Source organism: Candidatus Methylomirabilota bacterium (assembly GCA_035260325.1).
In the GTDB taxonomy this organism is placed as follows: Bacteria; Methylomirabilota; Methylomirabilia; order Rokubacteriales; family CSP1-6; genus AR19.
In genome coordinates, this window is sequence record DATFVL010000316.1 from 1 (window position 1) to 14,077 (window position 14,077).

Sequence of the window (14,077 nt, forward strand, 5' to 3'; positions counted from 1 at the left end):
AGGCTCGACGCCACGCGGAAGGCGTGGCGCACCGCCTCGGCCTCCAGGTGCGTGTAGAGGAGCGGCTCGATCGCCGTGAGGCCGACGCCCCGATGCGCGCAGAGGTGGCGGAACGCCACGGCCCGCGCTTCCCCGGGGACGGCCGCGACGCCGTACACCTCCACGCGGTTGCAGGTCGAGAGGACGAGCGCCTCGTCGACCGCGCCCGTCGCCGCGATGTCGCGCAGGAGCTCGCGGAGCTTGTCCTCCTCCACCGCGAGGCGCTCGCGCAGCTCGATCGGCGCGTTCTTGTGGGAGAGGCCGGCGACGAAGAGCGGCATCTACGAGCCGTGGCGGCCGGGCAGGAACAGCCCGGCGCCGAGCGTCAGGACGAGCGCGGCGAAGCCGACGATCGCGAAGTAGGCGGCGCGGCGCCCGTGCCAGCCCGCGGCCGCGCGCCCCGCGAGCGTGCCCGCGTAGATCGCCCACGCGACGAGCGAAAGCAGGGCCAGCGGATCAAACGTGAGGACGCTGCCCCAGGCAGGGCCCGCCCAGAGGACGCCGAGGAGGATGCCGGTGGTGAGGAACGGAAATCCGAGCGCGAGCGTCCGGTAGGTCAGCCGGTCGAGCGTCTCGAGGGCGGGCAGCCGGTAATAGAGGTTGCCCGGCCGCTTCATCCGGAGCTGACGCTCCTGCAGGAGGTACATCAGCGCGCCGGCGAAGTTCAGGACGAACGCGGCGATGCCGATGAGCGCCAGGCCGATGTGGACCCAGAGCCACGCCCCGCCGAGCGCGGGCCCGAGCCCCGGCAGCGAGCGCGTCGTCGCCGACCTGAGGCTCAGCATCAGGACGATCGGCAGGACGAAGGCGCCGAGGACCTTCACGCCCGACAGGCGCTCCACCCAGAGCGCCAGCAGCACGCTCACCCAGACGGCCACCGACACGGCCTCGGGGAGGCTCGCGAGCGGCGGTCGGCCGAGCTCGAAGCCGCGCGCCAGGAGCGCCACCGTGTGCAGGAGCCAGCCGGCGATCGTCGCGACGGAGGCGAAGCGATGGATCCACTCCTCGCGCTGGACGAGATAGGCGAGCGAGAGGCCCGTCGCCGCCACGTAGGCGATGATCGCAAGGCTCAAGAGGGTCGGGTGCATGGCAAAAAGCCAAGCTCAGCGAGAGTTTACCACATTCCCGATGCGGATTAACCAGAGCCCGCTACCGCTCAGGCGACGAGCTGCAGGAGCGTCGGCAGGGGTCGCCAGTAGCCGGCGCGGGTGGCGACGAGGTCGAAGTGGGGCGTGCCCCAGTCCTCGATCAGCGCCGAGCCCCCGTTCCAACGAACCCGCCGGTCGAGCTCCTTGACGTAGGCGTGGCACCGCTTGCAGGCCGAGACGAAGTAACCCTCCTCCTTCTCCTCGGCCTCGAGACGCACGAGATCCTTGGCGTCCTGGTGACCGCAGAACGGACAGCAGAGCCTCGGGAACACCCACCCGCCGCCGCACACGTGACACGCCAGCCGGCGCTGGCCGCTCTCCGTCACGTCGGCGAACCCCGGGGGCGCGCCGCAGAACGGGCAGACGCCGAGCGCCCATCGGCCGTCCTTGAGATGCGACCGGCACTCGGCGAAATAGGCTTCGAGCGCGGGACGGAGCGCGCCACACGCGAGAGCGCCCAGGACTTCCCCGGGAACTCCGAGGCGTTCTTCGATCCAGGCCGCGCCCAGCCGCCCCTTGCCGGGGAACAGCTCGACGGGGCCGATCTCACCGGCGTCCCAGGCCTGGACGAACCGACGGACGGCCTCTCCGTGCCTGCCAACCGCGGCGAGGACGTCGAGGCACGACCCGAGGGCGCCTTCGACGTCCTCCGGCCGGAGGGATGGCGGACTCTCCGGGAGGAGCGGAAGGTCCCGCTTCCAGCGCGCCTCGCACTCCTCGGCCGTCCACCGGAGCGGGTGAAGCCCCTCGATGGACCCCCGGGCCCACGACTCCAGCAGCGGACCGTAGAGCGCCAACGGCTCGCGAAAGCCGGGGCGACGGCGCAGGAGATCGTCCCACTCCTCGAGCAGTCTCACGTCGCTCAACCCCGCCCCCGAAACACCAGGGGCCCCGCGAGCCGGGGCCCCTGGCGCGGTCGTCGCTGCGAGCGGCTCAGGTGGCCTGCCCCGCCGCGATGATCACGTACTTGACGAGGAACCCGCCCACCAGGATCAACGCCGAGACGAGCGCCGTCATCCCCGGCGCCGCCTTCCTGGGGGACATCTGGAGCACGAGCGGGACCACGATCCCCACGAGGACCGCGCCGAGCCAGAAGGTGACGCTGTAGGGGCCCGCGACGAGCTGCGCCAGGGCCCGGGCGATCCCGGCCGAGCCCGCCAACCAGACCGTGATGACGAAGAGCAGCAGCGCCGCGAGCTGGAGGCTCAGCGCGAACGCCGTGAACCGCCTGAGGGCCGACAGCGACTCGCGCGCCCGGCCGCCGAACAGGCTCAGGATCAGCGCGATCGCCGCGCCCCCGGTGGACGCGCCCACGACGAGGAAGAGGGCGCCGAGCCAGTGCGCGCTGATGAACAGCGGTCGCGCGGTGGCGCCGAGCAGCACCCCGGGATACGCCGCGATGAAGAAGCCGAACAAGCCCCCGACCACGCCGACGACCACCCGGAGCCTCTTCATGCTCCGGCCGCCCCGGTCCTCGAGGAAGACGTCGAGCGCGGCGAGAAACGCGAAGAAGCTGAAGCCGAGGAGCCCCCACGCGCCGACGCTCATCGGCGAGAAGGGCTTGAGATGGAACGGCCCGACCGTGATCGCGTCCATCCCGATCTCGACCGAGGGCTTGGACACCATGAGCATGTGGAGAAACCGCGTTGGGAGCCCGAGGTCGAGGATCAGGAAGAGCGGGCCCGGCAGGATCGCGAGGAACGCGACGTAGTAGCCGATGCGCACGACGTCGCGGTGGCGCTCGCCGCCGAGCAGGTTGGCGACCGTGGCGATCACGAACGCTCCGCCCGCCAGGCCCCCGAGGAAGAAATAGAGATCGATCAGGAGCGGCCAGTCCGCGCTCTTCAGGAGACCGGGCTCCATCAGTCGCCCTCCTTCGCGCCCCGGCCCCTGAACGCCAGCAGCGCGCCGAGGCCCACGACCAGCGCCGAGCCGATGGACAGCAGCGAGTCGGCGATGACGTTCCGCTGCGGCAGCTTCGGCTTCTCGGGCAGCCCGTACACCGACGGCTTGCCGAGCAGCAGGAAGAATGCGTTCAGGCCGCCGAGCGCGCCCGCCTTGTCCTCGCCGTAGAGCTGGGCGTCCTTGTAGCCGAGCTTCCTCAGCTCCTCGACCCGCTGCTTCGCCTTGACGGCGAGCTCGTCACGGAAGCCGAACTTGATCGACTCGGTCGGGCACGCCTTGGCGCACGCGGGGCCGAGGCCGTTGTGGATCCGGTCGTTGCAGAAGGTGCACTTCGTCGCGGTCCCCGTGTCGTGATTGAAGGCCACGACGCCGAACGGGCACGCCGACACGCAGTAGCGGCAGCCGTTGCAGATGTCCTGGTTGATGTTCACCGTCCCGTACTCGGTCCGGTAGATCGCGCCGGTCGGGCACGCCTCAAGACAGCCGGCCTGCGCGCAGTGCTTGCAGACGTCGGACATCATGTGCCACTGCTTCATCTGCCCCTTGGCGTCGGTCTCCTCGAAGAACCGCACGAGGCGGTAGCTCTTGTCGGTGAAGTGCGGGTGGTTCTGGTAGGAGCCCGTCCACTCGGGCTCTTCGGGCGCGAGCTGGTTCCACTGCTTGCAGGCGACCTGGCAGGCGCGGCAGCCGATGCACAGCGAGACGTCCGTGAACATCGCGAGCGTGCGCGCCATGGCTACGCCACCCCCTTCCGGACGTTACAGAGGAGCGCCTTGGACTCCTGGATGAACGTCGTGGGGTCTCCGAGGCTCGCGACCAGGTCGTTCGTGATGTCGCCCCGCGCGGACCTCATCACGCCCTGGTAGCCCCAGTGCCAGGGGATGCCGACCTGGTAGACCTTCTTGCCGTTGATGACGAACGGCTTGATCCGCTCGGTGACGAGGGCCTGCACCTTGATCGCGGCCCGCGGCGTCTCCACCGTGATCATGTCGCCGTTCTGGATCCCCAGCTCCTTCGCCATCTCGGACCCGATCTCCGCGAAGTGGCCGAAGAACAGCTCGGAGAGCCACGGCACGTGGCGCGACATGCCGGCGGCGTGGTGCTCCGTGAGCCGATAGGTGGTCAGGATGTAGGGATACTTGTCCGGCGTCCCGAGCTTGTTCAGGTCGCCGATGTCGTACACCTTCGCCACCGGGTTGTTGTTGACCTTCGACAGGAGGTTCTTCGTCGGCGACTCGAACGGCTCGTAGTGCTCGGGGAAGGGGCCGTCCAACACCGAGGCGAAGAACTGCCCCTTGCCGTGGGGATTCATGATGAACGCGTCGACGCCGCCGATGCCCTTGAACGGGCCCTCCTTCTGCCGGGGCGCGTCGGGCGCCATGGTCCCCGGGAAGTCGGGCACGTCGTTGCCGACCCACTTCTTCTGCTCGGCGTCCCACCAGATGAGCTTCTTCTTCTCGCTCCACGGCTTGCCGGCGGCGTTGGCCGATGCGCGGTTGTAGAGGATCCGCCGGTTCGCGGGCCACACGAAGCCCCAGCCGTGGGCCAGGTAGTCCCCGCCCTTGGGCTTCTCGCGGCGCAGCGCGAGGTTCTTGCCCTCTTCGGGATAGATCCCGCTGTAGATCCAGTTGCCGCAGGCGGTGAGCCCGTCGTCCCGCAGGACCGCGAACGTCTTGACGGGCTCGCCCTGCTTGTATTGGAGCTTGCCGTCCTTGTCCGTGATGTCGGCGGTCGCGTAGCCGTTGCACTCCTTGAGGACCAGCTCCATGGTGGGCTCCTGCTTGGGCCCCTGGGGCTGGTAATCCCACACGAGATCGAGGACCGGGCGGTCCTTCTTCGCCTTCGACCCCTTGTAGAGCGCCTTCAGCCGGTTGCCGAGGTCGACGATGAAGGCCGCGTCCGAGCGCGCGTCGCCGGGCGGCTCGACCGCCTTCACGTGCCACTGGGCCATCCGCATCGTGTTGGTGATCGACCCGTCCTTTTCCGCGGCGGGCGCGCCGGGGATGAAGAAGACCTCGACCTGCGACGACTTCGGATCGACCCCCGGCTCTTTCCAGACCGCCGCGGTGTCGGTCTCGAAGAGATCGACCACCACGAGCCAGTCCAGACTGCGCACGGCCTGCCGCGACATCTTCGCGTTGGGGGTGTCCACCGCCGGGTTCTGGCCCATGACGATGAACCCCTTGACCTTCTTCTGCAGCATCCCGACGATGAAGTGCTGGTGCGAGTAGGCGTCCGCCTTCTCGCGCTTGGGCAGGTAGTCGTAGGCGAAGTCGTTCTCCTTCGTCGCGGCCGGCCCCCACCAGGCCTTGAGCAGGCTCACGACGAACTTCGGGTTGTTGACCCAGTAGCCCCCCTTCGGCGTGGTCTTCTCGAGGTACTCCATGAGCGACTGATGCGGCCCCTGCAGGGGCTCCGCCGGATAGCCGGGCAGCATGTGGTAGAGGGTCCCGAAGTCCGTCGCGCCCTGGACGTTCGAGTGGCCGCGGAGCGCGACCACACCGCCCCCGGGACGACCGATGTTCCCGAGAATCAGCTGGAGCATGCAGAGCGCGCGGATCTGCTGCACGCCGTTGGTCGACTGGTTGAGCTGCAGCGCATAGGAGACCGTCGCCGTCTTGTCGGGCCCGGAGGCCGAGCAGTAGATGTCGGCCACCTTCAGGAACAGGGCCTTGTTGATCCCGCAGACCCGCTCCACCATCTCCGCCGTGTAGCGCGCGTAGTGGCGGCGCAGGTACTGGAAGACACAGTGGGGGTCGCGGAGCGTCGTGTCCTGCCTGGGATACCCGTCCGCGTCGAGCTGATACTTCCATGACGACTGGTCGTAGCTCCGCTTGGCCCGGTCGTAGCCGCTGAAGAGCCCGTCGAGGTCCGCCGGGGTCTTGAAGCTCGGATCGAGGAGGAGCGGCGCGTTCGTGAAGGCCACGACGTAGTCGTGGAAGTACTTCTTCTTCTCGATCGCGTAGCGGATCAGCGCGCCGAAGAAGACGATGTTCGTGCCCGAACGGATCGGCACGTGGATGTCCGCCGTCGCGGAGGTCCGGGTGAACCGCGGGTCGACGTGGATGATCTTCGCGCCGCGCTCCTTGGCCTTCATCACCCACTTGTAGCTGACCGGGTGGCACTCGGCCCAGTTCGACGTCGGCATGATGACGTCGGCGTACTGGACGTCGATCAGGTTGGTGGTCATCGCGCCGCGGCCGAAGGTCGCGCCGAGCGCGGGCACGGTGGCGGAGTGGCAGAGGCGCGCGGAGTTCTCGAGGTTCACCAGGCCCAAGCCGCGCGAGAGCTTGGCGATCAGGTAGTTCTCCTCGTTGTCGAGGACGGAGGAGCCGAGCCAGGCGATACCCTCGCACCGGTTGACGGTGACGGTCTTGTCGCCCACCTTCGCGGTCTCCACGAAGGTCTCGTCGCGGGTCTTCCTCACCCGCTTGGCGATCTCGGCCATCATCCAGTCGAGCGGCTTCTCCTCCCACGTGTCGCTCCCGGGCGCGCGGTACAGGCACTTGCTGATGCGACGCTCGTTGAGCGAGAGCTGGTAGGTCGACGAGCCCTTCGGACAGAGCGCGCCCTCGGTGTGGGGCGCGTCCGGATCACCCTCGATATCGACGATCTTGCCGTCCCGGACGTAGATGAGCTGCGCGCACCCGACGGCGCAGTACGGACAGACGCCAGGAACCGCCTTGGCCTCCTTGATCCGCAGCGACGTCGCGGCGGCCTCCACGGGACTCAGATCGATCGCCCCGGACGCGGCCGCGGTCGAGGCCGTGGCCACGCCGTATCTCAGGAAGTCGCGTCGCGACAGACTCATGGCGACACTCCTCTGTGATGACAGGATTGGACGGTCCGATCGGACCAGGTCGCCGGCCCGCCCTACACCTCAGGGCTCGCCAGCTCATCCCACGCCCGGCGCAGCACGACGATCCTCGTGAGGCGCCCGCTCGCGGGCTCGACCTTGATGATGTCTCCGGGGTTCAGTGCGTCGAGGCCCGCGCTGCTATTCTCGTCCGTGACGACGAGCGTCTCCGACGAACACGAGAGCTCGGTGCACGCGCCGGCCTCACCCCTGACACGCAGGCGGCCCTCGGCACGGTTCACTTCGACGACCATCAGGCGGGAACGCTGAATATGCTCGGCGAGGCTTTGCGTCATGCTGAAGCCTCCTCGAAGTCAAGTCGGTCGGAATCTTCCGGAAATACTACGGAACTGGTCTGACCAGCGTCAAGCCGCAGCGCGTCTAATCGGATGGGTCCGGAAGGGGGAGCTCGCCCGGGTCGGCCGGCGCGGACCCGTCCGGCGCCTCAGCCGGGGGAGCGTAGCGCATGAGGCACTCGTCCAGGAGCCGCTTCGCGTCGCCCAGCCGTCCGGCCCGAAGGGACTCCACGATCTCCCGCCGTGTGGCCAGGCTCACGACGGGCCCGTTCGTGAGGGGGTTGTAGTAGCGGCCGAGCTCGAGGAGCGAACGGTCGACGAACCCGACGTCCGACAGGCTCGCCTCGATCCGGCGGAAGAGATCGAGCGCGGGGTCGTCCCGCCGCCGCGACCGGAGGCCGCGGCGGAGCGCCTGGTACTTCGCCTCGAGCGAGGACTCGTCACTCATGCGCGTCTCGGCCGCCGCATGCCGCCCGACCGCGTCAGCGGCGCGCCGCGACGGCCCCGCCACCCAGGAGAACCGCGTCGCCGGCGTAAAGGTTCAGGCTGTCTGGCCTGACGTAGCCGCAGACCGTGATGTTGAGCTGCTCGGCCAGGGCGACGGCCATCTCGGTCGGCGAGGTGCGGGAGGCGACGACCGGCACCCCCATGCGCGCCGCCTTCAGGAGCATCTCGGACGAGACGCGACCGGTCGAGAGCAGGATGCGGTCCTCGCTCGGGATCCCGCGCGCGAGCGCCTCGCCCTTCACCTTGTCCACCGCGTTGTGGCGCCCCACGTCCTCGGCGACGACCAGCAAGCGCTCGGCGTCGCCGAGCGCCGCGCCGTGGATGCCCCGTGACTCCCGGTAGTGCACGGCCGCCGCGAAGAGGTCCTTCATCCGCGCCGAGAGCGCCTCCGGCGCCACGCGCAGCGACGACGCGAGCCGGGGGAAGAGCCGGTGGTCGATGCGGAACGTGATCCCGCCCCCGCAGCCCGAGGTCAGGATGCGCTCGGTCGGGAGCGTGACGGGACGCGCGAGGGTCACGTCGGCCCGGCCGTCCACCGGCGAGACCTCGAGCCGCACGATCTCGTCGAGGGCGTCGATCACCTTCTCCATCCACAGGTAGCCGACGACGAGCGCGTCGAGCTTGATCGGCGTGCAGAGCAGCGTGAGGAACTTCTCGCCGTTGACGTACACGGTCAGCGGCTGCTCGCGCACCACCTCGCCGACGACCTCGTCGGCGCGACCGCGGTGGACCCTGACGTATGTGCGCATGCGCGATCTCGCCCGCGATTCTAGCGCGGATAGATGACCCGGACCAGCGCGAGGCCGTGCGCCGGCGCCGTCGCGCCGGCCAGGCGGCGGTCGCGCGAGGCGAGGACCTTCGCGAGCCACTCCGGGTCGCGCGCCCCCCGTCCGACGGCGACGGCGCTGCCCACGATCGTGCGTGCCATGTGATGGAGGAACCGGTCCGCCGAGAGCAGCAGGGCGACGCGGCTGCGGCGACGGACGACGTGGACCGCCCGCACGCGGCAGACCGGGTCCTTCTGTCGCCCGGGCGCGGCGCAGAAGGCGCCGAAGTCGTGCCGGCCGGCGAGGTGCGCGAGGGCCCGGCGCATCGGAGCCACGTCGAGCGTCCCGGGAACGTGCCAGGCGTAGCGGCGGAGGAGCGGATCGGCCACGGGCCCGGTGTCCAGGAGGTACGCGTAGCGCTTGCCGAGGGCGGCGCGGCGCGCGTCAAACGCGGCCGGCGCCGGGCATGCCTCGAGGACGCGGATGTCGCGCGGGAGCCGCGCGTTGAGCGCGCCGAGCACCGCGTCCGCCGCGAGGGCCGCGGACGTCGTCAGCGAGGCCGTCTGGCGCAGGGCGTGCACGCCCGCGTCGGTCCGCGAGGCGCCGACGACGCGCGCGGCCGCGTCGAACGCGCGCGCCGCGCGGAGCAGCGCGCCCTGGACGGTCGGGCCCGCGGCCTGGACCTGCCAGCCGCGGTAGTCGGTGCCGTCATAGGCCAGCACCAGGCGGAAGACGGACCGGGGTGCTAGCGTGGCGGCGCGCGGTGGCGGCCCGCCCGGGTCGGCACCAGCGTGAGCCAGACGATCGCCACCAGGATGAAGAGCAGGATGTCCACCACGACGCCGGCGCTGACGCCGCCCAGGACCTCGGGCACGCCATGACGGCTGAGCCAGTCCTGACGCTCGAAGTCCTTCGGCTCGTAGTAGGCCGGCGCGTAGCCTCCGAGCGCGTCGATGTAGTGCACGACCCGCGGCACGGCGACGTAGGCGACGACGACGATCGTGAGGATGACGGCCAGGTGGAACCGCTCGTGGTACCCGAAGTGGCGATGGTAATAGCTTCGGAGCGACATCATGCACCGCGCCCTCCGCGCGGGTTGGACCTGGGCCTACCCCAGCACCAGCTCAGCGATCTGCACCGCATTCGTGGCCGCGCCCTTCCGCAGCTGGTCGCCGACCACCCAGAAGCAGAGGCCGTTCGCGCTCGAGAGATCCTCGCGGACCCTCCCGACGAAGCAGTCGTCCTGGCCCTCGACCTCGATCGGCATCGGGTAGCGGTGCTGCGCCGGCTCGTCCCAGAGGCGGAGTCCGGGGAACCGCTCGAACAGCGCGCGCGCCTGCTCGGGGGTGATCCTGGTCTCGGTCTCGACGGTGACGGCGACCGAGTGGCAGGTGAACACCGGCACCCGCACGGTCGTCGGCGTGATGGCGAGGTCCGGCGCCTCGAGGATCTTGCGCGTCTCGTTGACCAGCTTCATCTCCTCCCCGGTGTAGCCGTTCGGTCCGAACGCGTCGATCGCGGGGATGAGGTTGAAGGCGATCCGGTGCTCGAAGTGGCGTGGCGTCATCGCCTCGCCGCGCGCCCACGCGAGCGTCTGCTCCCGGAGGTCCGCGATCCCGTTCACGCCGGCGCCCGACACCGCCTGGTAGCTCGTCGCGATCACGCGGCGGAGCCGGCCGGCGTCGTGCAACGGCTTCAGCGGCATCACGGTGACGATCGTCGTGCAGTTCGGGCACGCGAGGATGCCGCGATGGGTCTTCGCCGCGTGAGGGTTGATCTCGGGCACCACGAGCGGGACGTGCGGGTCCATCCGGAAGGCGTTCGACTTGTCGACGACCGTCGCGCCCGCCTGGACGAGCAGGGGCGCGTACTGCTTCGACTGGGCCGAGCCCGCCGAGCAGAAGGCGATCTCGACGCCCTTGAACGCAGCCGGCTCGAGCCGCTGGACGCGGACCGGCTCGCCGCGGAAGGTCACCGTCTTGCCGACGGAGCGCTCCGACGCGAACGCGCGCAGCTCGCGCACCGGGAACTTCCGCTCCTCGAGAACGCGGAGCGTCGTCTGGCCCGCTGCGCCCGTCGCGCCGACCACCGCGACCGTCACGCCCGACGCCATCAGTACTGCGCCTCCAGCGCCTTCACGATCAGGTCCCCCATCTCCCGCGTGCCCGCGGTCTTCGTCCCCCGCGGGGCGATGTCGGCCGTGCGGTGGCCCTGCTCGAGGACCGCGAGCACCGCCCGCTCGACCCGGTCGGCGTCCTTCTCCATGCCGAGCGAGTACCGGAGCAGCATCGCCGCCGAGAGGATCGCCGCGATCGGGTTCGCGATCCCCTTCCCCGCGATGTCCGGCGCCGTCCCGTGGACCGGCTCGTAGAGGCCCACGGCCCCGCCGAGCGACGCCGACGGCAGCATCCCCATGGAGCCCGCGAGGATCGCCGCCTCATCTGACAAAATATCACCGAAGGTGTTCTCGGTCACAATCGTGTCGAACTGGGTCGGCCGGCGCACGAGCGCCATCGCGCAGTTGTCCACCAGCACGTGCTCGAGCGCGACGTCAGGATAGTCTTTTCCCACGCGCGTCACGACCTCCCGCCAGAGCTGCGAGACGACCAGCACGTTCACCTTGTCCACGGAGGCGAGGCGCTTCCGGCGCTTGCGCGCCACCTCGAAGCCGATCCGCGCGATCCGCTCGATCTCGCGCGAGGTGTAGGCCATCGTGTTGATCGCGCGGGCGCTGCCGTCGGCGAAGCGCTCCACGCCTCGGGGCTCGCCGAAGTAGAGCCCCCCGGTGAGCTCGCGGATCACCATGAGGTCGGTGCCCTCGACGACCGAGCGCTTGAGCGGCGACGCGTCCACGAGCATCGGGAAGCACTTCGCGGGGCGCAGGTTCGCATAGAGGTCGAGCTCCTTGCGCAGGGCGAGGAGCCCCCGCTCGGGCCGCTTCTCGTGCGCGACGTCGTCCCACCGGGGGCCGCCGACCGCGCCGAAGAGGATCGCGTTGGAGGCGCGGCACAGCTCGAGCGCGCCGGGCGCCAGCGGGCCGCCGGTCGCGTCGATCGCGGCGCCGCCGACGAGCGCCTCCTCGAACTCGAAGCCGGCGCCGGCGCCCTTGCCGACCGCCCGGAGGACGCGGACGGCCTCCGGCGTCACCTCCTGCCCGATGCCGTCCCCGGGCAGCACCGCGATCTTGTGGGTCGCCATCGATCTACGGCCCGATTTCCTTGATCCGCTGGACGGCGGGCTGCGCGACGCGGTTCACCGCGGAGAGATAGGCGCGCGCGCTCGCCTCGATCACGTCGGTCGAGGCGCCCTTGCCCGACACGACCGTCCCGTCGAAGTCCACCTTCATCGCCACCTCGCCGATCGCGTCCTTGCCCGAGGTCGCCGCGCGCAGCGAGTAGTCCAGGAGCCGGCCCTTCAGCCCGGTGATCGCGTCGATCGCCACGAGCACCGCGTCGACCGGGCCGTCGCCGACCCCCGAGTCCTGGAAGACCTGCCCGTCCTTCTTGAGCCTGAGCGTCGCCGACGGCACGACGCCGGTGCCGCTGATCACGTGCAGGTAGTCGAGCTCGTAGCCGCGGACCTGCTGCGTCACCTCGTCGGTGACGATCGCCACCAGGTCCTCGTCGTAGATCTCCTTCTTCCGGTCGGCGAGGGCCTTGAACGTCTTGAACGCGCGGTCGAGGTCGGGCCCCGAGAGGTCGAAGCCGAGGTCCTTGAGCCGGGCCGACAGCGCGTGGCGGCCCGAGTGCTTGCCGAGGACGAGCTTGTTCGACGGCCGCCCGATGTCCTCGGGCCGCATGATCTCGTACGTGAGCTTCTCCTTGATCACGCCGTCCTGGTGGATCCCCGCCTCGTGGGCGAACGCGTTCTCACCGACGACAGCCTTGTTCGGCTGGACGTGGATGCCCGTGATGTGCGAGAGGAGCCGCGACGTCTTGAAGATCTCCTCGGTCTTGACCCGCGACTCGACGCCGAAGAAGTCCTTCCGCGTCCGGAGCGCCATCACGATCTCCTCGAGGGACGCGTTCCCCGCGCGCTCGCCGATCCCGTTGATGGTGCACTCGATCTGCCGCGCGCCGCTCATCACCGCCGTCAGCGAGTTGGCGACGGCCTGGCCGAGGTCGTTGTGGCAGTGGACGGAGAGGACGACCTTGTCGATCCCCTGCACGCGCTCCCGGATCCGCGTGATCCGCTCCCCCCACTCCTTCGGGATCGCGTAGCCGACCGTATCGGGGATGTTGATCGTCGTCGCGCCCGCCTCGATCACCGCCGAGAGCACGTCGCACATGTAGTCGAAGTCCGAGCGCGACGCGTCCTCGGGCGAGAACTCGACGTCCTCGCAGTAGCCGCGGGCGTGCTTCACCGCCTCGACGGACGCCTTCAGCACCTCGGCCCGCGACTTCCGGAGCTTGTACTTCAGGTGGATGTCGGAGGTCGCCACGAAGGTGTGGAGCCGCGGCTTCCGCGCGTGCCGCACCGCCTCCCAGCAGCGGTCGATGTCGCCGAGGCCGACGCGCGACAGGCCGCAGATGGACGGTGCTCCCTCCAGCGTGCCGACCTGCCTGGCGACCTCGCGGGTCGCCTCGAAGTCCTCGTCCGAGGAGATCGGGAACCCGGCCTCGATGACGTCGACTTGAAGTCGGGCCAGCTGGCGGGCCATCTCGAGCTTCTCCATCGTGTTCATCGAAAAGCCCGGCGACTGCTCGCCGTCCCGCAAGGTCGTGTCGAAGATGATGACGCGATCCATGTGACCCTCCTGATTCACGGAAGTTCTTTCGCGGCCTGCTCGGCCGGCGCGGCCGCGGGCGCGCGGCCCACGAGCAGTCTCCGGATGGGCCCCGACAGCGCGTAGCCGACGAAGATGAGGAACAGGAAGAGCTCGTAGCGCGTGAGGACGATCATGACGCCCAGGACGACCACCAGCAGCGTCTGGATCGGCCGGCGGCGCGCGAAGTCGAGCTCCTTGAAGCTCCAGTAGCGGAACGTGGACACCATCAAGAGCGCCACGAGGTACGTGCCGACGGCGATCGAGAGCAGGATCGGGCGCGTCGCGGGCGCGCCCTGCAGCAGGAGCACCGCGGCGCAGACGACGCCGGCCGCCGCCGGCGTCGAGAGGCCGACGAAGTACCGGCGGTCCACCGTGCCCGTGTGGATGTTGAAGCGCGCGAGACGGAGCGCGCCGCAGATCACGAAGAGGAAGGCGCCGAACCACGCCGGGCGCGCGAGCGTGGACAGCGCGAAGGAGTAGATCAGGAAGGCCGGCGCGACACAGAACGAGACCACGTCGGCCAGCGAGTCGAACTCCACGCCGAACTGGCTCGTCGCCTTCATGAGGCGCGCCACCCGGCCGTCGAGGAGGTCCATGACCATCGCCGCGAAGATCGCGAACGCGGCCTCCGCGTAGCGGTTCTCGACGGTCAGCAGCAGCGCGAAGAACCCGCCGACCAGGTTGGCGGTCGTGAGGAGACTCGGGAGCAGGAAGATGCCCCGCCGCCGCTTCTCCCGGAGGTCGTGCCAGCGCCGCCGCCTGAAGCCCTTGACCCCGTGCCGCCGGATCAT

At 69.8% G+C, this 14,077-nt stretch carries 15 protein-coding genes; all 15 read right to left on the bottom strand.

What is annotated here, in order from left to right; genetic code table 11:
* On the bottom strand, nt 1-320 hold a 320-nt coding region (locus tag VKG64_20145), incomplete at its 3' end, for a glutamyl-tRNA reductase (GenBank protein ID HKB27352.1).
* Nucleotides 321-1,127, bottom strand: coding sequence for a cytochrome c biogenesis protein (locus tag VKG64_20150; protein ID HKB27353.1), 807 nt, complete (start codon nt 1,125-1,127; stop codon nt 321-323).
* Between the two features lie 68 nt (nt 1,128-1,195).
* Nucleotides 1,196-2,044 carry a formate dehydrogenase accessory protein FdhE gene (locus VKG64_20155; GenBank protein HKB27354.1) on the bottom strand — a complete coding sequence of 283 codons (849 nt, stop codon included), beginning with the start codon at nt 2,042-2,044 and terminating at the stop codon, nt 1,196-1,198.
* 76 nt (nt 2,045-2,120) lie between these two features.
* Nucleotides 2,121-3,050 (bottom strand): NrfD/PsrC family molybdoenzyme membrane anchor subunit, encoded by a 930-nt coding sequence (gene nrfD, locus VKG64_20160; protein ID HKB27355.1) that lies wholly within the window; start codon nt 3,048-3,050, stop codon nt 2,121-2,123.
* Entirely contained in the window at nt 3,050-3,826 is a 777-nt protein-coding gene (locus tag VKG64_20165) for a 4Fe-4S dicluster domain-containing protein (protein ID HKB27356.1), read from the bottom strand. The genes nrfD and VKG64_20165 overlap by 1 nt, the downstream gene beginning before the upstream one ends.
* A gap of 2 nt (nt 3,827-3,828) precedes the next feature.
* Nucleotides 3,829-6,903 (bottom strand): formate dehydrogenase-N subunit alpha, encoded by a 3,075-nt coding sequence (fdnG, locus tag VKG64_20170; GenBank protein HKB27357.1) that lies wholly within the window; start codon nt 6,901-6,903, stop codon nt 3,829-3,831.
* Between the two features lie 62 nt (nt 6,904-6,965).
* Nucleotides 6,966-7,244, bottom strand: a complete 279-nt coding sequence (locus VKG64_20175) for a hypothetical protein (protein ID HKB27358.1) — start codon at nt 7,242-7,244, stop codon at nt 6,966-6,968.
* 85 nt (nt 7,245-7,329) lie between these two features.
* Complete coding sequence (locus VKG64_20180) at nt 7,330-7,692, bottom strand: hypothetical protein (GenBank protein HKB27359.1); 363 nt, start codon at nt 7,690-7,692, stop codon at nt 7,330-7,332.
* A gap of 34 nt (nt 7,693-7,726) precedes the next feature.
* Nucleotides 7,727-8,500: a formate dehydrogenase accessory sulfurtransferase FdhD gene (gene fdhD, locus VKG64_20185; protein ID HKB27360.1), complete on the bottom strand. Its 774-nt coding sequence runs from the start codon at nt 8,498-8,500 to the stop codon at nt 7,727-7,729.
* Between the two features lie 20 nt (nt 8,501-8,520).
* Nucleotides 8,521-9,240: a tRNA pseudouridine(38-40) synthase TruA gene (gene truA, locus VKG64_20190; GenBank protein HKB27361.1), complete on the bottom strand. Its 720-nt coding sequence runs from the start codon at nt 9,238-9,240 to the stop codon at nt 8,521-8,523.
* A gap of 23 nt (nt 9,241-9,263) precedes the next feature.
* A complete protein-coding gene (locus VKG64_20195; protein HKB27362.1) occupies nt 9,264-9,593 on the bottom strand; it encodes a hypothetical protein in 330 nt (109 codons plus the stop codon).
* Between the two features lie 33 nt (nt 9,594-9,626).
* Nucleotides 9,627-10,631, bottom strand: a complete 1,005-nt coding sequence (locus VKG64_20200) for an aspartate-semialdehyde dehydrogenase (protein ID HKB27363.1) — start codon at nt 10,629-10,631, stop codon at nt 9,627-9,629.
* A complete protein-coding gene (leuB, locus tag VKG64_20205; GenBank protein HKB27364.1) occupies nt 10,631-11,716 on the bottom strand; it encodes a 3-isopropylmalate dehydrogenase in 1,086 nt (361 codons plus the stop codon). The genes VKG64_20200 and leuB overlap by 1 nt, the downstream gene beginning before the upstream one ends.
* A gap of 4 nt (nt 11,717-11,720) precedes the next feature.
* Nucleotides 11,721-13,265, bottom strand: coding sequence for a 2-isopropylmalate synthase (locus tag VKG64_20210; GenBank protein HKB27365.1), 1,545 nt, complete (start codon nt 13,263-13,265; stop codon nt 11,721-11,723).
* 14 nt (nt 13,266-13,279) lie between these two features.
* A partial coding sequence (pssA, locus tag VKG64_20215; protein HKB27366.1) for a CDP-diacylglycerol--serine O-phosphatidyltransferase occupies nt 13,280-14,077 on the bottom strand: 798 nt, incomplete at its 5' end.